Genomic DNA, 19709 nt, shown 5'->3' with positions numbered 1-19709 from the left:
AGGATGCTGCCCACATTCCATTGGGGGAGCACCATGGCACTGCAGCAATCGCTTCGCGCGATGATCCTGGTTGGCTTGCTGTCGTCGATATCCGCGCAGGCGGCTGAAAAAGCGCCGGCTGCCGGCAGCGAGTTCGTCGCCTATGCCCAGCCCGTCATCGCATTCACCCACGCCACTGTGGTCGATGGCACCGGCAACAAGGCGGCACGCGATCAAACCCTGCTGGTCGACAACGGCCGCATCGTCGCACTCGGCAAAACCAGCCGGGTCAAGCTGCCTGATGGCGCCACGATCATCGACGCGCAAGGCAAGACCCTGCTTCCCGGCTTCGTGATGGTGCACGAACACATGTTCTATCCGGCAGGCGGCGCCGAATACAACGAGATGAGCTTCAGCTTCCCACGCCTCTATCTCGCCGGCGGCACCACGACCATGCGCACGGCGGGCTCCATGATGCCCTATGCCGACATCAACGTTCGCGACGCCATCACTCGCGGTGAAGTGATCGGCCCCGACATGGACGTTACCGGCCCTTACCTCAACGGCCCTGGCCTGCCCATTCCTGCCGTCCACGTACTCAGCGGCGTGGATGACGCGGAGCGCACGGTCAACTATTGGGCGGACGAAGGCGTCACCTCTTACAAGGCATACATGCAAATCACGCGCGCGGAATTGCAGCGCGTCATCGAGGTGGCCCACCAGCGCGACCACAAGGTCACAGCGCACCTGTGCTCGGTGACCTATCGCGAGGCGGTGGACATGGGCATCGACAATCTCGAGCACGGATTCTTCGTGGCCACCGATTTCGTCAAGGACAAGCATCCCGACGAATGTCCGCGTAGCGCCGACGTAGCCCAATCGCTGGCGGCGATGAACCCAAAGTCGCCCGAGGTGAAGTCGCTGCTCAAGCTGATGATCGACCACCACGTGGCACTCACCTCCACGCTGACGGTCTTCGAAACCTTCCTGTCGGGTCGCCCCAAGGCACCTCAGGGCGCCCTCGATCTGATGCTTCCCGAAGTGCGCGCGCAATACGAAGAAACCTGGAGCAAAGTACAGACCAGCAAGGGCCGCTATTCAACCGATATGTACGTGAAGCTGGCTCGCCTGGAAAAGCGGTACGCCGATGCAGGCGGCACGCTGCTGGCTGGCACCGACCCGACCGGCTATGGCGGCGTGGTGCCTGGCTTCTCGTCCAAGCGCGAAATCGAACTGCTCGTCGAAGCAGGCTTCAAGTTCGAGCAGGCCGTCAAAATCGCCACCTATAACGGCGCCAAATACCTCGGCCGCGATCAGGACGTCGGCACATTGGTGGTCGGCAAACGCGCCGACATCGTGGTGATCGACGGTGACCCGGTAAAAGACACCACCGCCGTGGAACACATGCCGCTGGTGTTCAAGAACGGCGTCGGCTACGACACGCAAAAGATCTTCACCGCCATGCATGGCACGGTGGGTTTGCATTGAGTTTGAATGTTCGCTTTCGACCCGAAGCGGACAGTTCTGGACTCACGAAATCAGAGGGAAACTGGATGCTTTTAAGCGACGGCATGCTTACGGCGGTGGCCTGCCTACTGGAATTCGGGCTGTTCGCAGCACTTATATGGTCAGTAAGAACCTCGGAAAGATGGAGGCCCAAGGCTGTCGTGGTCCTCGGAGCGCTGACTCCGCTTTTCCTGCTTTGCGCGGTAGCTTGCTTCTACTCAGTCTTTGTTTCAGGCCTCGACAAAACCGGCCTGACCTACCTCTTGGCTATCTTTCCAGTGGGCTTCGTGTTCTACGCGGCAACAGCGCTGCTTGGGTCGGCGGTTGCATTCACTAACAAGCCCACAGGACTCTGGGGACGCTTCGCTCTTGGCATGGCAATCGCCCCGCTGGCTTGTGGAACTGTTGTTCTGTTGACTAGATAGTCAATTCGGAAGGGATGACCGCTTCCGACCCGTTGCGGACAGTCCCTAACCCGTCTCCTCCGTCCGGTTATTCGTTTGGTTGTTAACCGGACCAAGCAGAGATAGGCTCCAGTGAGAACAGGGGTTACGCTTAAATTTCCGGGCGCGCTCAAGGATGTATAACCGGGCCCAAGGGGCCGCATATTCAGTGGCTAAGGCTCATGGAAGCTATCGCACTTCTTGCAGTAGGAATCGTTCTGGCACCTGTGACCATCTACTGGTTGCTTTCGGTCTCCAGTCTCTATCGCGTCCTACGCCGTGACCACTCCGCAATGTATGTGCGCATGGGCAGCCCTACGATGTTTAGTGTCTATTCTCCGGCGTACCTAGTCAGCTTTCTTTTCACGCGTAAGCCAGAATCGCTCGCGGATCCCCAACTTCTTCGCAGGGCATGGAAGCTTCGTATCACGCTGGCCGTCTATGTACCTTTGGTAATAGCTTGGATCAGCTTGTGCATTGCGCAATAACCATCGCCCTAACATCTCGTTCAAGGCGGAAAGCTTCGCCGCCGCTTAACTCCAGCGTTGGATGTCAGCTTCTGGCCGCAAGCGGAAGCTCCACGGTGGCTGAGCGGCTGGCCCGCTGATAAGGTCCGCTTGCGACCCATAGCGGACAAGCCTGACATGGACGTAAACACTTAATTGGCGAGGGGGCGCTTCCGACCAGGAGCGGACCTTATTGCAGAAGGGGAGGGATTGGTGGGAACGCCCGGACTGGAAGATCTTGCTAATGAAGCAATGAATGACGTTCCGCTCGATGCCGGGAGCGTCGGTTCGCTATGCGCTTCAAATGGCTGGAGCCATTCTGACTTCTGTAACGCTTTCGCCAGCTTTGTCGCCCACGAATATGCGGCAACCCGGATCGATTTTCGTTCTGGCGATTCCGCGATGAACTTGCTCTTTGGCTTTGCCCATGCCAACCATCCGCACGCAATGCCTGACTTCGCTTGGGACGTCTACACGGCATTTGATCAGGGGGAGTTCTATCACGACTGTGACGGCCGAGATGTGTCACCTGAAGATAGATATACCCGGCCGATGATCCAGAACATCGTTTCGCGAATCTGATTGCCAACGACTTGGGACGGGCTGAACACTACATCGAAAACGTCCGCTTCCGACCCTAAACGGACATACCAAAGTGGGATGGCGTTCTTACAAAAAGGGACTGGGCCAGGGATGAGAGTCGGGGTCAATGTTGTATGCGCTTGGTGTGGTCGCGGGACACCGATGTCGATCTGGGACCTACTTCCGGGGCCGTCAACTGCGCGTGTTTCTGTGAAGTGCGAGCACTGCCAACTCAGCTCGACGATACCATGGGCCGTATCAGCCACTTTGTCCGCTTTGGCCTTGTTGCTTGGTCTTGCGGCGTTCCTGAGGGTTGAGGAGTGGTTGATGAGCTTGCCGGTGCTGGCTTTCTTCACCTTGCTAGCAACTCCTTTAGTAACTACACCCGTACTAGTGGGGGCCTATGTGATCGTCACCCGGAATCATTTGCTTCGTTACCGCCCATAACCAAAGGTCCGCTTTCGACCCAATCCGGACCTGATGCGTCGGCGTCGTCCGTTGTGCGCGTCGCGCAATTAAGCAGGAACGTACGTCAACCTAATCACGTCCTCGCCGATTAGATCGCTGGCTACGAGGCGGAGCGGCGGCCGAGGGCCGGCGAAGAATGGCTTGCCGCGACCCAGCACGACAGGGTGAACGTAGAGTTGATACTCGTCGATAAGACCAAGGTCGGTCAGGCTTCGCGCCAGGTCTGGTCCGGCGACTTCGATCTCCCCAGCGAGCTCTGCCTTCAGCCCCCGTATCACCGCCTCGATGTCATCGGCGACAAGGGTAGCGTTCGGGCCGACTGACTTCAGCGAGCGCGACACGACCCACTTCGGCTGGCTCCGCCACGCCGCCGCGAAGTCGCGTTCATCCGCGCCCCACTCGGGAGAGTCTTCGTCCCAATAACGCATGACCTCGTACATACGGCGACCGTACACACTGCCCGTCAGGCCGCGCACTTGCTCTATGAAGTGACGAAAGAGCGACGGACCAGGCCCAAATGCCTGATGGTCGACGTAGCCATCGAGGGACTGGTTCATTCCGAAGACAAGCTTCGCCATGGAAAATCTCCACGCCAGGGTATTCAGGATAGTTTGAGCCGCCACTGTGCAGAAGTGAGATTGGACACCATCTGCGCGCCGCTTTGTCGGTGTGACCCATAGCCGGAGGTCCACTTTCGACTGCGACTTCAAGCGGTCGCAGCAGAAAGCAAACGTCGTTCAAATTTATTGCCGGTTCGACCGAAGAAACGCCCGCACCTCGACCGGTACGCGACAGGCGACTACGGCCTTGCGTCCCCACGCCAGCGCCTCATTCATATCAGTGGCATCCAGTATCCAGAAACCGCCAACGTGCTCCTTGGTCTCAACGTAAGGTCCATCGGTAACGACCACCTCGCCACCTGACTGCTTACGCAGCGATTTGGCCTTGTTGGCCGACTCCAGGCCGCCAGCGAAGAATCTGGCGCCCGCGGCCTCCATTTCTTCGTTGAGAGCGTGGATATCACGGATCATCGCTTCGCCCTCGAGGGAAGGGTCGTAGTCTTCAGGATGGTGAATTGCAACCAGATATTGCGGCATGTCCCTTCCCGTAGATCATCTCAAGGCGGCCTGATTGCCGGTACTCACTATCACGACGAACGGCCGGACCCGAATTCGACAAATCGTCAGAAAACTTCCCGTATTGGCACGCATCAAACAATTTCCGGGCGCGCCAGGAGGCAGAGTATCTGCTTGGAAGGTATCGACAAGGGCCCTTGACGCGCTGGATAAGGCTGGAATCCAGCACAAGATTGAGCCTGGCTTTCCGTACTATCTTCAAACACCGAAAACCACGGGAGTCAGGGTGCTGTTTTGGTGTGCGGGCGTTTTGCCTGGTCCCGTATCTTCGGCCTTGTTGCTGTCGATCGGTTTTTTGATGATGCTGAGGCCCGCTTTAGACTCATGGCGGACACCATTCGCCCACCGAGATTGCCACGTGGAACACAGGGCATGAAACCGGTACTTTGCTTGATTTCATGACGGGATCGCAGTCCCAACGCCCGTTTATCAGTGCATCGACTATCATGCACTTACATCCCCCGAGTGCGCGCAATGTCCCTAGAATCACCCCATCGCACGGCCGATGCCGTTCGATCTTCGCCAGTGGACGCCACCACCGACAGGCTGAAATTCAGCGGCGACAACACTTTCCATCGCGAGTTACGGCGGCGTGTCGACGATTATTTCAAGCACAGTGGGCGCCAGCAGCGCGACAGTGCGCGCATGTATCTGAAGTCGGCGATCATCCTCACATCTTTCATTGCCTCGTATGTGCTCCTGGTGCTTTTCGCAGCGACGTGGTGGCAGGGCCTGTTGCTCAGTGTTGTGCTTGGCATCGTCACGGCGCAGATCGGCTTCAATATTCAGCACGATGCCGGTCACCAGGCGTATTCGGAGCGGCGCTCGATCAACAAGTGGATGGCCAGAACGCTTGACCTGGTCGGTGGCAGTTCGTACATCTGGCATTGGAAGCACGCTCACTTTCACCACACCTACGTCAATATTGACGGCTACGACAGCGACATCAATCTTGGTGCCCTGGCGCGGTTTTCGCCGCACCAAAAACGCTATTGGCACCATCGCTGGCAGCACATCTATCTTTGGGTGCTGTACGGCTTCACGGCTGTGAGCTGGCATCTGCATGACGACTTCCGCGACATCGTAACCGCCACGATTGGCAAGCGCAGGATTCCACGGCCGCGGGGTAAGGATCTGGCGGTCTTCGTACTCGGCAAAGTGGTTTTCTTCACCCTCGCCTTCGGCTTGCCTCTGGCATTTCATTCGATTGGCGCTGTCTTGCTGTACTACACGATTGTCGCGGTGGTTGCAGGCCTGCTGCTCGCGCTGGTGTTTCAGCTGGCGCATGCGGTGGAAGAGGCGTCGTTCCCGCCCCCCAACGAATCGGGGCGCATGGACACGCCATGGGCAATTCACCAGCTCGAAACCACTGTGAACTTCTCGCGCGACAGCCGGGTGATCACCTGGCTGGTCGGAGGTCTGAACTTTCAGATCGAGCACCACCTGTTTCCACGCATCTGTCACATCCACTATCCGGCCATTGCCCGCGTGATCGAAACGACCTGCCTCGAATACGGAGTGCCGTACCATGCGAACCGCTCATTCGCCGCCGGTATCGCCTCGCACTATCGCTGGCTGCGGCGCATGGGCAGATAAGCAAGTTGGCCGTCCCTGCGTGACTCGAACCACATGGCTTCCGGGATTCCCAGGGCAGTCCACTTGGGCGATGTCCCATATGCGTTGGCCCTGCCCTCTCCAACTGGTCACCACACGTAGCTCGCATACAGCGGCGCGCCTGGTGCTACGGCACGCCTAGCCCGTTCATCGACCGAACTCGTTCCGGCCTATGGTCTCCCACCCAAGTCGAGCGTGGCATGGCCGCTTCCGACCCTTGGCCGAGGCTGGCTGTGGGTCTGGGTGCGAAGATTTTGGGTCCGAACAGCTTCACGAATTCGCAGCTTGGCGTAATCTTCCCTTCGCGGGGCATCCGTGCAAGCTTATGCACCAGCGGCTCATGGACGCGCCCCTGAAGTACCAGGCAACCAACCGTAACCACGAGAGAGGAAGCGAAATGAGCAAGGGTATGGATTCGAAAAAAAGCGATAAGAAAAAGCCAGCCAAAACCATGAAAGAGAAGAAGGCGGCCAAAGAGGAAAAGAAGAAGAACGCCAAATAGGCGACCAGCTCCGCTGCATAGCGCTTGCGCTGGCCACGTTTGATCGCGGCAGTCGCTCATTCAAGCGCTGGCATTCGTACCATGCCGATGTCCGCTTTCGACCCAAGGCGGACATTGACAATCATAGAAAGAGCGGTCTGCCCGCACACAATCGAGGCATGGCCGCATGCACAGGCGAACCCTTCACCGCTCTAGTTCACAGTCGAGCGGGCGTAGCCTTGAAATGCGTTGCTACGTTGCGACGAAGAAACCCGGCGACCTTGGATTGCCTGCCCGGTTTGATTTAGCGCGTTGAGCGCGTTCGGATGCCCCATCTTGTTCAGGCGTCCCAGCGCTTTAGCGGAGCCAAAAAGCTCGGCCGATATCTGCCAAATTCCGGCGATCCAGATTAGCCATATCGTTAGCCGCCCTGTGCGCATCGCACTCCGAGCCATACCAGTGCGATGTAACGCCAAATCGGCCAGGAATGAATTCTCCTGCACTGACAAGATGCCATCGACCACGCCACTGCCCAGATGCGTTTGGCCCCTCGATTCGAGTCTCAACGATGATCGGCGGCATTTGCAGAACCCCCTGGATAACGGTCGTGTCACTTGGATGGCGACGTACAGGCGAAGCGGAATTTTCTTGGGTATGCGGCACGGAAGCATCAACGAACTTCCAGATTTGCCGGCGGCACAGATCGATGATGCTGGACCCGGTCTCGCTGGCGAACTCTCAGGTCGCGTCCATCTTTCAGAGGGTCCGCCGTAGCTCGCCCCCTCGGGATGCGCTAATCGCGCGTGCCACGTCGATTTCGGATCCGCGGCCATGCTCCGGCCACATGCGCGGATCCTCCCTGGGAAGATCTTGATCCAGGAGTTCAACCGTAGTTGCACCTGACGCGCTCAGCAGGCGGCGGATATCGTCGACCGTTGCGTCTGTTTCAACTTGTACGGCCACAATCATGTGGCCGAATTGCGCCGGATCGGTTTGGTTAGCCGGCGACCGTAACTCGAAGGCTTTCTGTCCGACGTTCATGGCGAAATGACCGGTCATCGATAGAACCGAAGTGGGCGTGCTGGCACTGGCCTCCGAATTGCCCACGCTTTCGTCGGTACAGATCGCTATGTGTTCACGCTTCACGCCCCATGAAAGCAACTTATCAACAACGGATGATCCGGCGAACTGGTTGTTGAAGCGGGCAACGATGATCTTCGACATAGGCTTGCCTCCTATAGACGAAAAGTGAGGGGCGGATCCGCAGAATCTTTGTACGGAAGCGCCCGCTGACGGCGTGACCAAGACTGATGCTCACCACTGCAGGACCTGACCAGCCTCAAGCAGCGGTAGACCGGCGACGCCGTCCATGCACCACTGAACTCAATGCCTTGAGTGCCCATGGCGCCCGTGGTTCCAAGTGTCCCGCAACCCAGCAATAGTGTTCTCTGTCATCGTCTCCAGCCGGACGCGGTTCGAACCGGATCTTGTGTGGAAACAGGTAAAGCAAATTGAGATAGTTGTCGGCGTGCATGGCGCGCCCTCAGCTTTACGCGACGAGTTCATATGTTGCCTCGCGGTGAGCATGCGCCTTTTCTTGTTACCTGCACGTGTGACGCCAAAGATTTGAAACCGCGAATCCAAAGAACGAGGTAAATGGGGCTTCGGGCAAGGTAATGGCTGCCGGATGAGTAAACAACAGCTTCTCGCTAAAAGCGGTCTTTGTGATCAGGGGGACTAGCCGGCAAGCCGGAAATGTCCGCAACCCAGAGCGGACCTAATTGCCATCGCTGCTGTGTCTGGAGGCTCGTGGGGGATCGATGGGCGCTTTTAGCCTGACGGGGTATACACCTCTGGTGCCCTCACCCTTCTCCACGTCCTCCATTTTCATGCCGTTCCAACATCCTCTGAGTAACCTTCAAGCGTTCTCAGGCGAAATAACCGTGATCACCGCCTGATCTGTTATCTCTACTTGAGGTTGTTAGTCATGAAACGTAGCTATTTGAAACAAAAACTTTTACTTGCCGGCATGGCCATCGCGATGTCGGCCGCCGTACCCGCGATCGCCGCGGATGCCGCGGTGCATGTGCGCGGAACCGTGACGGATGTAACGGCCACTGGCTTTACGGTGCAGACGACGACAGGCACGCAGAACGTCGCGATAGGAGCCGATACGCATATCGCTGGTGTGGTGCCGAGCAGTCTTGACGCGATCCAGCCAGGCTCATTCATCGGTTCGGCGAACGTGCCGCATGGCGCCTCCGCCAACGCACTGGAAGTGGTTGTGTTTCCGCCGGCGATGAAGGGCACGGGCCTGGGCGATTACGCCTGGGATCTGCCCGCCCATGGTGGCGGTGGATCGGCCATGACCAACGGCAGCGTGAAGTCGTCGGCGATGACCAATGGCACCGTCAAGAGCAGCAGGGCCGGCGGTGGTTCGGCCATGCAATCGGCGATGACCAACGGCACGGTGAAGACGGCCACAGGCAGTGGAGCACGCACGCTTGTCGTCGATTACGGTACGGGCGAGAAGACGATCGATGTGTCAGCGACTACGCCGGTAGTGACATTCGCGCCAGCCGACAAGAGCGCTATCGTCAAGGGCGCGCGCGTGTTCGTGGCGGGCAAGCCGGGCAACCCGGTAGCTGCCGGATTCGTGGCAGTTGGGCTTAACGGTACCGCGCCGCCGATGTAACACTCGATGCGTTGAAGCCATCGTGGCGATCCGAACTTGTTCATACGCCATGGACAAGTTCGGATCCGACAATTTTGCAGGGTTAGGTTGCCGACCTCGGATCAGATGCCGGCATACCACTCATAGCCCTGGTCTTCCCAATAGCCACCTTTGCCATCACCGATGTCCTCGAATGATCTCACCAGCTCGATGCGGCTGATGTACTTGGCCTGTTTGTAGCCAAGCTGTCGGCCAAGGCGCAGGCGCAATGGCGCGCCGTTCGGTATCGGTAGCGGTTGGTCGTTCAACGCGAAGGCCAGCAAAGTCTGGGGGTGTCTCGCTTCGCGGATGTCCACGCTCTCGTAGTAGGGTGTATCCACGTCCATTTCGTCGAAGCAATGGAAGACGACGAATTCTGCCTGGGGGCTTACGCCCACATGGTCGAGCACGGCCGAGAGCAAGGTGCCCCGCCACTTGCCGATGGCGCTCCAGCCCTCCACGCAATCGTGCCTGGTGATCTGGGTGCGGTCATCCAGCCTTTTCAGGTCGTCGATCGATAGCCTCGCCGGCCGGCTGACCAGCCCGTCCACTTGTAATTTGTAATCGCGAAACTGGTTCGCCATCAATGCCTGATAGGCGGGCGTGCCTGGCATGGTCGTGCCATTGGGATGAAACACCGAGGAGATCTCGGCTTCGGAATATTCTTTTGCCATGGCACTGGAAGGTGACAGCAGCGCCTGCACTCGACGGTTCAATCCTTCGGCACTGCCCAACACGCGGGTGCCCAAGCCGCTCTGGGAAATACGGTCGCAACCGGCGAGGAGAATACCCACTGCACCCATGCCGGCCATGCGCAGAAACGATCGGCGATTACTCATGGCGAGGTTCCTCCACGATGGGCGTTTGTTCGGCGACGACACGGTCGGGAGCGACTTCAGCAGGCGCCACTGGCTCAGGCATGACCGCATCGATTTTGTAGTAACCAGTAACCATCCCGCGCAGCTGATTGAAGACACCGCTGACTAGCACCTCGAAGAGATGAATCAACACGAAGGCGACAAACGCACAGGCGATGATGAAATGAATCGACCTCGCCGACTGGCGCCCACCCACGGCCTCCACCATGGGCGAGAGTACGGCATCCAAGCGCGGTGACATCGCCAGACCCATCAGTACAATGCCGATGCCGAAGATGAAAATCACGGTCAGATAAGCGAGCCGTTGCAGAATGTTGTAACGCAGCGCCTCGGCTCCATGGGGGTGCTTGAAACGGATGTGATCGAGGATGGAGCGGCCAATACCGCGCCAGTCAGCACGCGTCGGCCACATATCGCGTTGCAGATGTTTTTTGGCGAACGAGTAGCTGATATAGCAAAGCCCGTTGAGCACAAACACCCACGCAAAGAAAAAGTGCCAGCGCCGGCCCATGGCCAGCCAACCAGCACTAGGGACCGTGAGCCAGGATGGAAAGCCGCGCACCACCGGTGTGCCGTCGCTGCCTTTGGAAACGCCGAGTACGCCGGTGGTGGTGAATTGATGCTGGCCGATGCGCGTGGTGCCGATCAGATTTCCTGCAGCATCCTCATGCGCACCCAGAGCCAGCCATTCCTTGCCCTGATCGGATCGATTGCCCCAATAGAGATTCGGATGCGCGTTGAAGATCTGCAGGCCGCTGAACAGCATCAGCGTCAATGCGATCACGTTGATCCAGTGCATGATCCGGATCGGCAGCGTATGACGATAAATCAGCCGTGAAGATGTCGTCGAAGGCCCGGGTGTTACGGAAACGCTGCTGGTTTCGAAGGCGCTTTGCGCGTTCATGGCGGTGCACTCCGGAGAAGCGGTGACAGGCCAATATCGACACAGTGTACTCGCGACAAGATTCTTGGGGCACTTGGCTACCCTGTTGGCTCGCAACATTGTGGATTGCCGCTCTTGTTCCCCTGCTTGCACAAACTTTGGGTATTGCATTGACCGGTTGAGTCCGCAACCCAAAGCGGACACTATTCGGGCGGACCAGCTAACCCGATCGGCCTGCGCCGCAAGCTAAGATTCTGGTTCAGATGCGCCCACTGGCCTGCTGATTACCGGCAAAAATTAGGGCTCTAAGGACGCCTGCGCGCACGAGCTCCTCAGACTGCAGTGACGGCTTCCACCATGAGCGTCGCGCAGAGTCAGTCCAGAAAACATGCCAAGACAGGTTCTAGGACGCCCGTTGCCGCGCCTTGTAACTCTTTCCCAAGGTGTGGCGAAGCATTCAAGGTAGCGGCACACTAAGCGCTGCCGCACGCTGCGCCCCATTTAGGAGAGCTGCATGGCCATGAAGATCCCCGCATTACTCAAACTTTTTCTCGGCGCCGTTGCGCTTTTGGGCGCTGTCGCCCTAAGCCACGCGCAAGACCAGCCAACATCGCAGCATGATCGGCTCGTGGTCGTTGAGCTTTTCCAGAGCCAGGGCTGTTCGTCGTGTCCACCCGCGCAGGCCAATCTCAACGCCATCGCGGGCAAGCCAGGCATTCTCGCGTTGTCGTTCGCCGTGACCTATTGGAATGATCTCGGGTGGAAAGACACCTTCTCTCGGGATGCCTATACGCAGCGGCAGTGGGAATACGCGCACTACCACAAGCATGACAACGTCTGGACGCCGCAAGTCTATATCAACGGTCAGACAGATATGGTGGGAACGGATCGTCGCCAACTTGACGACGCCATTGCCCGTGCTTCCAGCAAGGGCCCATCGATCGATTGGGACAAGGGTCAGCTCGCGATCGGCGCGGGTCAGCCGTCCTTACCCTGCGACGTATGGCTGGTTCGCTACGACCCCCGCTTGCTCAGTGTTCGCGTTGGTGCGGGCGAGAACAGCGGCCGCACGCTGCAGCATCGCAATGTAGTGCGCGAACTTGTTCGCCTGGGAACCTGGAACGGAACGCCGCAATCGTTCGCGCTACCACCTTCTTCGTCATCGGGCTTGTCGACCGCCGCATTGGTCCAGATTCCGAAGGGGGGCGACATTCTCAGCGCTTCAGAGGAACCATCCACGCACCTGTAACGCTTGTTCGCGTACGGCGTCACTGCATGATATGAAAAGCAGGAGAAGAATTTTTCCTTTCGCCGCTGACCGGACGCTCGATCATTTACGCGCGGCAGCCGATCAGTTTCTTGATAACGGTCGCAACGGCGCAGCCTGTGTGCCCATGCAGCGGCAAGTCTCCGCAGGGTTGGGCCAGGACACGCGACCTCAGCCGTCTTGAGCGCTCCCTTGCGACATGACACGATCCAGTTGATGACCAGCAGACCTACCGCGACACAACATCTGCGCGATCTCGCACGGTTGCGGCGTGTTCGAGACCGTATCGACCGGGAGTACGCACAGCCGTTGGACGTCGAGGCGCTGGCCCGCGGCGTGCATATGTCAGCCGGGCATCTCAGCCGCCAGTTCAAGCTCGCTTATGGCGAGGCTCCCTACTCCTATCTGATGACGCGGCGCATTGAGCGCGCGATGGCGCTGTTGCGTCGTGGCGACCTCAGTGTCACCGACGTTTGTTTCGCGGTCGGCTGCGCGTCGCTGGGTACGTTCACCACGCGGTTTACCGAGCTGATTGGCATGTCTCCCGGCACCTATCGGCGCCAGGAGGCGCACGCGACGCTGGGGATCCCGTCGTGCGTGGCGCGTCAGGTGACGCGACCGATCCGGAATCGAGAAGCGCCGGCCGGCGAACCGGAACTAGACTGACCGCCATGGACTTCACCACCCACTGAAAGAGACCGCCATGGACATCACCATTCACTCGAGCTTCCTCCCGCAGAACGACCCGGACGCCTCGCTGGCCTTCTATCGAGACACTCTCGGCTTCGAGGTTCGCAACGATGTGGGATACGGCGGAAAACGCTGGATCACCGTCGGCCCGGCGGGCCAGCCTGGCACGTCCATCGTGCTGTATCCGCCGGATGCCAGCCCCGGCATTACCGACGACGAACGCCGCACCATCGCCGAGATGATGGCCAAGGGCACTTTCGGCATCATCCTGCTGGCCACCAAAGACCTCGAAAGCGCCTTCGAGCGGTTGCAGGCCCGCGATGCCGATATCGTCCAGGAGCCGATCGACCAGCCGTATGGGGTTCGCGACTGCGCCGTCCGCGATCCCGCGGGCAACATGATCCGCATCCAGCAGCTGCGCTGAGCCGTGAAGTCATCCAGGAAATCGGATGGCCAGACAAAGCCAGGAGAATTCCATGAATGCTTCGGAACGCATTGACCAATTGATCGCAGGCATCACGGACTGGCGTGGCAAGACGTTTGCCGACGTCCGCAAGGTCTTCCTAGAAGCTGACAAGGACATCGTCGAGGAATGGAAGTGGATGGGGAGCCCGGTGTGGTCGCGCGATGGCATGATCGCGGTCGCCAACGCCCACAAGGGAAAGGTGAAGCTGACCTTTTCGCACGGGGCGCAGCTTGAAGATCCCGACAAGCTCTTCAACGCTGGGCTCGGAGGCAGCACATGGCGAGCGATCGATTTTTCCGAGGGCGACAAGGTCGACAAGCGCGCCCTGAAAAGCCTTGTCCGTGCCGCCATTGAGTATAACCAGACCAAATCGAAGAAGAGCACGCCTGCGAGTGCCCAAGCGAAGGCAAGCAAAAGTAAAACGGCGTAATGCGCCGATTGGGTATCGCTGAATCGCGGAAGTAGCAAAGCAGGCATCATGGGTCCGAGCCACGATCAGTGGGTCGGACCCATTCCGTCCCCTGCCCGCCTCCGTATCTGCTTTCGAGGTTTGGCCCCTTCTCCACTGTGGTTCGCCGTGCGGCTTAATCCATGCGAGAGAAGTATCCGCACCCGACTGCGGACGTCGTGAAGATTGGCAACGCGTTGCATGCGTGACGAGCGTAAGCTGGTCGCATGCGATGGTTGGCGTAAAACATGTCTACGCTTAGGTGAAGTAACAATCGCACCTTGCCGGAGGAAGGCCAGGTCATGCGCATTCGATTCGTCTTCAGCTGTCTGCTTTGCCTTGCGCTGCCGGCATATGCGGCTGGGCCGGCCTCCAGCCTGACTGGTCCACCGACGATCAAGCTGGTGTTGGACGGCAAGCCGTCGGATCGCATCGATCGCGCAGCATTGGCGTCGATGCCTCGTGCCACAGTGAAAGCCGCCATGCAAGGCGAGCAGCCGAGTGCGTGGCAGGGCGTGGCGCTTGAGGACATCGTGCGTCGCACATGCGTAGCCTCGGGCGATTCGCTGACCGGGCGTGCCATGGCAAGGTTTGTTCGCGTCACCGCGGCAAACGGCTACCAGGTCGTGTTCAGCGCGGCCGAACTGGACCCTGATTTTGGTGGTACCCAAGTGATCCTGGCGGACTCCAGGGATGGCAAGCCGCTGGCGCAGGACAGCCCCTTCAGGCTGATCGTGCCCAAGGACACGCGCGCCGACCGCTGGGTAAGTTATGTCACAACCATTGAAGTCGTGGATGCCTCGACGCCTTGAGCACCTGCATCCATTTCGCAGCCGCGCAAGACCATGCTTCGGCACCAAAGTGCGATGGGCGAAGCGCATGACTGATGAACCGTAGTGGCCGGCGTGCCTTGCGGGCCAAAGGCATGCCGAACCGGCTGAACCCACCGCGCAAGAAAGCAGTCAGGCCCGCGCCCTACTCCGACAACCCGCCCTCGCCGCCAGGCCTAAGGCATCTCCGATCAATCCGGATGCGCGCCACGTCTGCTCAGAAGTACACCTGTGCGCGTACTTCGAAGATATGCGGATTAATCTGCAACCTGCCTCGATCGGCAAACGCCCAGACGTAGTTGGTCTGGAGCTTCAGGTGCTCGCCGATATACCAGTTCGCACCAAGCGTCCAATCGTGCTCCTTGCCGCCGGTAATGGCGCCGTCGTTGAGGTCGAGTTCGCTGTAGCGCAAAGCCGCCTCCAACGCGCCCCAGGCATGGGTAGGGCGAATCACTTGCTGGTCGCGGCCGGTGTAGCGGCGGTCGCCTACGTTGCCGTCGCTGTAGTAACGGGCTTCGCCAGTCAGCGTCCAGGTGGTGAACAGGTAGTAGCCGCGGCTCTGGTAGTCGGGCTTGCCGTTGGTACGGTCTACCTTGGCCTGCAGGTACTCGCCCTGCATCGACCATGGGCCATCGATCCAGAGTGCCTCGAAGCCCTGCCGGGACACGCTCTTGCTGTATGGCAAGTTGCCCGAGTCGACCAGACGCACGGGTGTCAGACTCGCTTCAGGCCTGGAGCGTACGCGCGCCGACGGCGGCACGCTGCCCTCGTTTGCCCAGTCCAGCTTTTCCCGCGAGGCGGAAACGCCCAGGTGCAGCACATGGCCCGACGTATTGATGGGAATCCAGGCGGCGCGGCCTGCCCAGGTGCTGCCGGGGTTGTTGCCGTCGAAGTCCTTGCGCCAGAAATAGTCGCCAACGTTGAGCACGAAATGCGGGCGGATCCACGCCCAGTCCACGCCAGCACGTCGACCTTCCCACATAGCCTGGGTCGGCAGCGCCGTTTCAATGAATGTTGTCGCCGACGTGCTCGTCACGCCTTCGAAGCCCACCGGTGTCTTGGAATAGCCGAAACGAAAGTTACCCAGATCCTTGCCCACCACGCCGCTGCTGCGCAGGCGCACGAACGCATCCGCCCACTGTTTGGCCTGGTAGTCGTACTGCACGATGGCGTCGTACAGGCCAGGCTTGCGCAAGTACAGGCCCAGGTATCGACGACGGTTGGTATTGGCGTCCTCGAATCGTCCACCATCGTTGGAAAACCGGTTGATGTCGTACTGGTACAGCACGGCCAGACCGAAATCCGTGCCGTCCGACGCGGTGACGTGGGTGGGCCAGTTGCTGTAGACGTCGTAATCGGTAGCAAGGCAGCAGGCGGGCAAGGCCAGCGAGAAAATGGCCGCTCGCAGCACCCAGCGCAAAGCCGGCGCCGCCATCGTGGAACGTCTATGGGTATCTGTCATGGGCTCGCCTCTTAACGAGTTCATGCATGCTGTCCAACAGGCCATGTCCCAGGAAATGACTTTTGTGCATATGCACATGCCGCCCTGGGCCGCGCCATCATCCCGGCTTTGGCCGTCCGTTCACAGGCACACGCCTGAAGGTGGACCCTATAGGCCATCTGCATGCCGGCGCTTGTCCGGGTCGCTTGACGCATTCGCCCCTGGCCGACCCCGACCCGCAGTCACGAAAACTAGACGTGCCTCACCGTACATCTGTGTCACGGCCCGATCGACTGGTACGCGAGGCGATATCCATGACCACGCACCCCACGCTTATCGTCCACAACGCGAAGATACACACCGGCGTGGCGCAACGCCCCGAGGTGCAGGCACTCGCAGTCAGCGGTCACCACATCGCTGCCGTGGGAACCAACGGGCAGATCAGGTCGCTGGCTGGGCCGGCCACACTCATGGTCGATGCGGGTAAGCGGCGCATCGTCCCCGGCTTGATCGACTCGCACCAGCACCTGATCCGTGGCGGCCTCAGCCATAACATCGAGTTGCGCTGGGATGGCGTGCCATCGCTCGCTGATGCCATGCGCATGCTGGCCGACCAGGTGGCACGCACGCCGCCACCGCAGTGGGTGCGCGTGGTTGGTGGCTTCACGGAACACCAGTTCGCGGAGCGCCGACTGCCGACGCTCGAAGAGCTGAACCTGATCGCGCCATCGACGCCGGTATTCATCCTGCACCTGTACGATCGCGCGCTGCTCAACGCCGCCGCGCTGCGCGCCTGTGGGTACACACGAGACACTCCCGATCCACCGGGCGGGCATATCGAGTGGGATAGCAGCGGCGCACCTACCGGGCTGCTGATGGCAACACCCAACCCCGAGCTGCTTCACGCGGCGCTGGCGCTCGGGCCGCAGTTGCCCTACGAATATCAGATCAATTCCACCCGCCACTTCATGCGCGAACTCAACCGGCTGGGTGTCACCAGCGTGATCGACGCTGGCGGTGGCTTCCAGTACCACCCCGACGACTACCGTGCGATCGAGGAGCTTCAGCATCATCGATTGCTGACGGTGCGCGTCGCCTACCATCTGTTCGCACAAACACCCGGCGAGGAACTGAACGACTTCACGCATTGGACCGCCATCAACCGCTACGGCGATGGCGACGAGTTCTATCGTCTCAATGGCGCGGGTGAATTGCTGGTGTTCTCGGCGGCGGATTTCGAAAATTTCCGCCAGCCTCGCCCGGATGTACCGCCCAGCATGGAGCACGATCTCGAACAGATCGTGCGATTGCTCGCCTCCCGCCGTTGGCCGTGGCGCATGCACGCCACCTACGATGAAACCATCGGTCGCGCGCTGGATGTGTTCGAGCGTGTCGACCAGGAAATACCGCTGCACAGCTTACCCTGGTTCTTCGATCACGCCGAGACTGTGTCAGACCACAATCTCGAACGCATTGCCCGACTGGGCGGCGGCATCGCCGTGCAACATCGCATGGCTTACCAGGGTGAATATTTCGCCGAGCGCTACGGCGCGGAGGCAGCGGCACGCACGCCACCTTTCCGGCGCATGCTGGAGATGGGCATACCCGTGGGCGCCGGCACCGATGCCACGCGCGTCGCCAGTTACGATCCCTGGACGGCGTTGTACTGGCTGACCACGGGTCGAACCTTGGGTGGCCTGCAGCTTTATCCGGAAAGCAATCGCCTCGATCGCGCAACTGCACTGGCGCTGTTCACACGCGGCAATACCTGGTTCTCCGGCGAGGAGGGTCTTAAGGGGCAGATCGACATCGGGCAACTGGCCGACTTTGCCGTACTGTCGCAGGACTACTTCGAGGTTGACGACGAGCAGATTCGCCAGATTGTCTCCGAGCTCACCGTGGTCGATGGGCGCATCGTGTACGCCGACGGCGACTTCCGCTCTCTGGACCTCACACCGCCACCACCGATGCCCGATTGGGCGCCTGTGAACTTCGGCAGCCGTTACTGGAAGACGCCGCAAGCGCGAAGATCCGTCGCTATGGCTGCGGGTCGCACCATGGCTCCCGCGCATCACGTAGTGCACCCGACCCTGTGACTCCACACCTCGAGTGCGCGTGGCTGCGCTCGCCGAGCGACCTGAAGCGCCCGCTACTTTGTGCGCGCATTGGCACAAAGGCGAATCACGCCAGCGTCTGCACGGAGTGCGCAGACACAGCAACGGCATCGATCCCTTCAGGGCATCTCCAATAACTCGTTATCCAGATCGTCACCCCAGCAAAAGCTGGGATCCAGCGACTTTAAGCCCTTGAAGAGCAAAGGCACTGGATTCCGGCCTTTGCCGGAATGACGAACAAAGAAAAGTTTTTCGAGGTGCCATTCAGTCGCCCACCCAGACTGGCCCGTATGCCATGTGCATACCCGCTTTCGGCCATTGGACGTCCAGGAGGCCAGCTGGCGAAAAAAGAGGCCTCCGAAACATATTCGAAGCTATCGAACGAGTTCGTCGAAAAGCCTGTATGGCAAAGCCCCCATCGCGGAGCAGCATGACGCCATCAACCCAAACACTCCTGAAGGAGAAACGTCATGAACCGCTTCGAAAACAAGACCGTCCTCGTTACCGGTGGCAGCAGTGGCATCGGCCTGGCCACCGCCCAGGCCTACGCCGCCGAGGGCGCACATGTTGTCATTACCGGCCGCGATGCAGCCGCGCTTGAACAGGCCAAGGCGTCGCTTGGCGCCAACGCCCTGACGATCCGCAACGACGCAGGCTCACTGGCTGCTGCGAAGGAACTGGCTGCCGCGCTGTCCGCCAAAGGTGTGAGGCTGGACGCAGTGTTCATCAACGCCGGTGTCGCAAAGTTCGCCCCCTTCACTGCCGTGGACGAAGCGCTGTGGGATCTGACCTTCAACACCAATGTGAAGGGGCCCTATTTCCAGATCCAGGCGCTGGTGCCGCTGCTGAACCCGGGCGCGTCCATCGTCATCAATGGCTCGATCAATGCGCGCCTGGGCATGCCGTCTTCGTCGGTGTATGCGGCAAGCAAAGCCGCGGTGATTTCGCTGGCCAAGACGCTGTCTGCCGAACTGCTGCCAGTGGGCGCGCGCGTCAACGTCGTCAGCCCGGGCCCGGTGGAGACACCGCTCTACGGCAAGCTGGGCCTGGACCAGGCCACGCTTGAGGCGACGGCTGCGCAGATCCAGTCCCAGGTACCGCTGGGCCGCTTCGGCAAGCCATCGGAGATCGCTTCAACTGTGTTGCATCTGTCGGCGCCCGAATCCGCCTTCATCGTGGGTACCGAGATCATCGCTGACGGCGGCATGAGCCAGCTGTAAACCACCTGCCCGGCCGATACGTCGACCGGGCCTTTCCAAAGGAT

Annotated in this window: 18 protein-coding genes; 12 read left to right on the top strand and 6 right to left on the bottom strand. The window is 59.8% G+C overall.

Going from position 1 to position 19709, the window contains the following annotated elements:
* The first annotated feature begins 33 nt into the window (after positions 1-33).
* Together AC3CBN_RS13900 and AC3CBN_RS13895 are read left to right on the top strand one after the other, a co-directional pair.
* Positions 34-1467, top strand: coding sequence for an amidohydrolase family protein (locus AC3CBN_RS13900; protein WP_488633604.1), 1434 nt, complete (start codon positions 34-36; stop codon positions 1465-1467).
* Positions 1468-2647: 1180 nt separating this feature from the next.
* The gene (locus AC3CBN_RS13895; protein ID WP_488633603.1) at positions 2648-3016 is read left to right on the top strand and encodes a hypothetical protein; all 369 of its coding nucleotides are present in this window, start codon (positions 2648-2650) and stop codon (positions 3014-3016) included.
* 515 nt (positions 3017-3531) lie between these two features.
* Here the strand turns inward: AC3CBN_RS13895 and AC3CBN_RS13890 are convergent.
* The gene (locus AC3CBN_RS13890) at positions 3532-4062 is read right to left on the bottom strand and encodes a dihydrofolate reductase family protein (RefSeq protein ID WP_488633602.1); all 531 of its coding nucleotides are present in this window, start codon (positions 4060-4062) and stop codon (positions 3532-3534) included.
* Positions 4063-4227: 165 nt separating this feature from the next.
* Positions 4228-4581: a YciI family protein gene (locus AC3CBN_RS13885; RefSeq protein WP_488633601.1), complete on the bottom strand. Its 354-nt coding sequence runs from the start codon at positions 4579-4581 to the stop codon at positions 4228-4230.
* A 513-nt stretch (positions 4582-5094) separates the two neighbouring features.
* On the opposite strand from AC3CBN_RS13885, the gene AC3CBN_RS13880 reads away from it, so the two are divergent.
* On the top strand, positions 5095-6216 hold the full coding sequence (locus AC3CBN_RS13880; RefSeq protein ID WP_488633600.1) for a fatty acid desaturase family protein: 1122 nt from the start codon (positions 5095-5097) through the stop codon (positions 6214-6216).
* 358 nt (positions 6217-6574) lie between these two features.
* Positions 6575-6736, top strand: a complete 162-nt coding sequence (locus AC3CBN_RS13875; RefSeq protein WP_488633599.1) for a hypothetical protein — start codon at positions 6575-6577, stop codon at positions 6734-6736.
* Positions 6737-7471: 735 nt separating this feature from the next.
* Here AC3CBN_RS13875 and AC3CBN_RS13870 read toward each other — a convergent pair.
* Positions 7472-7939 carry a hypothetical protein gene (locus tag AC3CBN_RS13870; RefSeq protein ID WP_488633598.1) on the bottom strand — a complete coding sequence of 156 codons (468 nt, stop codon included), beginning with the start codon at positions 7937-7939 and terminating at the stop codon, positions 7472-7474.
* 763 nt (positions 7940-8702) lie between these two features.
* Here AC3CBN_RS13870 and AC3CBN_RS13865 point away from each other — a divergent pair.
* Complete coding sequence (locus AC3CBN_RS13865; RefSeq protein ID WP_488633597.1) at positions 8703-9410, top strand: hypothetical protein; 708 nt, start codon at positions 8703-8705, stop codon at positions 9408-9410.
* Positions 9411-9511: 101 nt separating this feature from the next.
* Here the strand turns inward: AC3CBN_RS13865 and AC3CBN_RS13860 are convergent, their stop codons facing one another.
* On the bottom strand, positions 9512-10267 hold the full coding sequence (locus AC3CBN_RS13860; RefSeq protein ID WP_488633596.1) for a molybdopterin-dependent oxidoreductase: 756 nt from the start codon (positions 10265-10267) through the stop codon (positions 9512-9514).
* A complete protein-coding gene (locus AC3CBN_RS13855; RefSeq protein WP_488633595.1) occupies positions 10260-11210 on the bottom strand; it encodes a cytochrome b/b6 domain-containing protein in 951 nt (316 codons plus the stop codon). Before AC3CBN_RS13855 ends, AC3CBN_RS13860 begins: the two co-directional genes overlap by 8 nt.
* Positions 11211-11703: 493 nt before the next feature.
* On the opposite strand from AC3CBN_RS13855, the gene AC3CBN_RS13850 reads away from it, so the two are divergent.
* The 5 genes from AC3CBN_RS13850 (at position 11704) to AC3CBN_RS13830 (ending at position 14872) form a co-directional block, all read left to right on the top strand.
* Positions 11704-12438 (top strand): DUF1223 domain-containing protein, encoded by a 735-nt coding sequence (locus tag AC3CBN_RS13850; protein ID WP_488633594.1) that lies wholly within the window; start codon positions 11704-11706, stop codon positions 12436-12438.
* Between the two features lie 234 nt (positions 12439-12672).
* Entirely contained in the window at positions 12673-13122 is a 450-nt protein-coding gene (locus AC3CBN_RS13845; RefSeq protein ID WP_488633593.1) for a helix-turn-helix transcriptional regulator, read from the top strand.
* Positions 13123-13159: 37 nt separating this feature from the next.
* Complete coding sequence (locus AC3CBN_RS13840) at positions 13160-13570, top strand: VOC family protein (RefSeq protein WP_488633592.1); 411 nt, start codon at positions 13160-13162, stop codon at positions 13568-13570.
* 52 nt (positions 13571-13622) lie between these two features.
* Positions 13623-14042, top strand: coding sequence for a DUF1801 domain-containing protein (locus tag AC3CBN_RS13835; protein WP_488633591.1), 420 nt, complete (start codon positions 13623-13625; stop codon positions 14040-14042).
* 320 nt (positions 14043-14362) lie between these two features.
* The gene (locus AC3CBN_RS13830) at positions 14363-14872 is read left to right on the top strand and encodes a molybdopterin-dependent oxidoreductase (protein WP_488633590.1); all 510 of its coding nucleotides are present in this window, start codon (positions 14363-14365) and stop codon (positions 14870-14872) included.
* 235 nt (positions 14873-15107) lie between these two features.
* On the opposite strand, the gene AC3CBN_RS13825 is transcribed toward AC3CBN_RS13830, so the two are convergent.
* Positions 15108-16352: an OprO/OprP family phosphate-selective porin gene (locus AC3CBN_RS13825; RefSeq protein WP_488633589.1), complete on the bottom strand. Its 1245-nt coding sequence runs from the start codon at positions 16350-16352 to the stop codon at positions 15108-15110.
* Positions 16353-16645: 293 nt separating this feature from the next.
* On the opposite strand from AC3CBN_RS13825, the gene AC3CBN_RS13820 reads away from it, so the two are divergent.
* Positions 16646-18427, top strand: coding sequence for an amidohydrolase (locus AC3CBN_RS13820; RefSeq protein ID WP_488633588.1), 1782 nt, complete (start codon positions 16646-16648; stop codon positions 18425-18427).
* A 488-nt stretch (positions 18428-18915) separates the two neighbouring features.
* Positions 18916-19665, top strand: coding sequence for an SDR family oxidoreductase (locus tag AC3CBN_RS13815; protein ID WP_488633587.1), 750 nt, complete (start codon positions 18916-18918; stop codon positions 19663-19665).
* Positions 19666-19709: the final 44 nt, after the last annotated feature.

The sequence above is a fragment of the Dyella sp. OK584 genome (genome assembly GCF_057787755.1).
Note: the sequence above shows the minus strand (reverse complement) of the source record. Positions and strands in the feature narration are given on the sequence as shown.

Coding starts and splice junctions, on each gene's coding strand:
- AC3CBN_RS13900 (WP_488633604.1), top strand. CDS start 34: ATGGCACTGCAGCAATCGCTTCGCGCGATGATCCTGGTTGGCTTGCTG.
- AC3CBN_RS13890 (WP_488633602.1), bottom strand. CDS start 4,062: ATGGCGAAGCTTGTCTTCGGAATGAACCAGTCCCTCGATGGCTACGTC.
- AC3CBN_RS13885 (WP_488633601.1), bottom strand. CDS start 4,581: ATGCCGCAATATCTGGTTGCAATTCACCATCCTGAAGACTACGACCCT.
- AC3CBN_RS13880 (WP_488633600.1), top strand. CDS start 5,095: ATGTCCCTAGAATCACCCCATCGCACGGCCGATGCCGTTCGATCTTCG.
- AC3CBN_RS13875 (WP_488633599.1), top strand. CDS start 6,575: ATGGACGCGCCCCTGAAGTACCAGGCAACCAACCGTAACCACGAGAGA.
- AC3CBN_RS13870 (WP_488633598.1), bottom strand. CDS start 7,939: ATGTCGAAGATCATCGTTGCCCGCTTCAACAACCAGTTCGCCGGATCA.
- AC3CBN_RS13865 (WP_488633597.1), top strand. CDS start 8,703: ATGAAACGTAGCTATTTGAAACAAAAACTTTTACTTGCCGGCATGGCC.
- AC3CBN_RS13860 (WP_488633596.1), bottom strand. CDS start 10,267: ATGAGTAATCGCCGATCGTTTCTGCGCATGGCCGGCATGGGTGCAGTG.
- AC3CBN_RS13855 (WP_488633595.1), bottom strand. CDS start 11,210: ATGAACGCGCAAAGCGCCTTCGAAACCAGCAGCGTTTCCGTAACACCC.
- AC3CBN_RS13850 (WP_488633594.1), top strand. CDS start 11,704: ATGGCCATGAAGATCCCCGCATTACTCAAACTTTTTCTCGGCGCCGTT.
- AC3CBN_RS13845 (WP_488633593.1), top strand. CDS start 12,673: ATGACCAGCAGACCTACCGCGACACAACATCTGCGCGATCTCGCACGG.
- AC3CBN_RS13840 (WP_488633592.1), top strand. CDS start 13,160: ATGGACATCACCATTCACTCGAGCTTCCTCCCGCAGAACGACCCGGAC.
- AC3CBN_RS13835 (WP_488633591.1), top strand. CDS start 13,623: ATGAATGCTTCGGAACGCATTGACCAATTGATCGCAGGCATCACGGAC.
- AC3CBN_RS13830 (WP_488633590.1), top strand. CDS start 14,363: ATGCGCATTCGATTCGTCTTCAGCTGTCTGCTTTGCCTTGCGCTGCCG.
- AC3CBN_RS13825 (WP_488633589.1), bottom strand. CDS start 16,352: ATGACAGATACCCATAGACGTTCCACGATGGCGGCGCCGGCTTTGCGC.
- AC3CBN_RS13820 (WP_488633588.1), top strand. CDS start 16,646: ATGACCACGCACCCCACGCTTATCGTCCACAACGCGAAGATACACACC.
- AC3CBN_RS13815 (WP_488633587.1), top strand. CDS start 18,916: ATGAACCGCTTCGAAAACAAGACCGTCCTCGTTACCGGTGGCAGCAGT.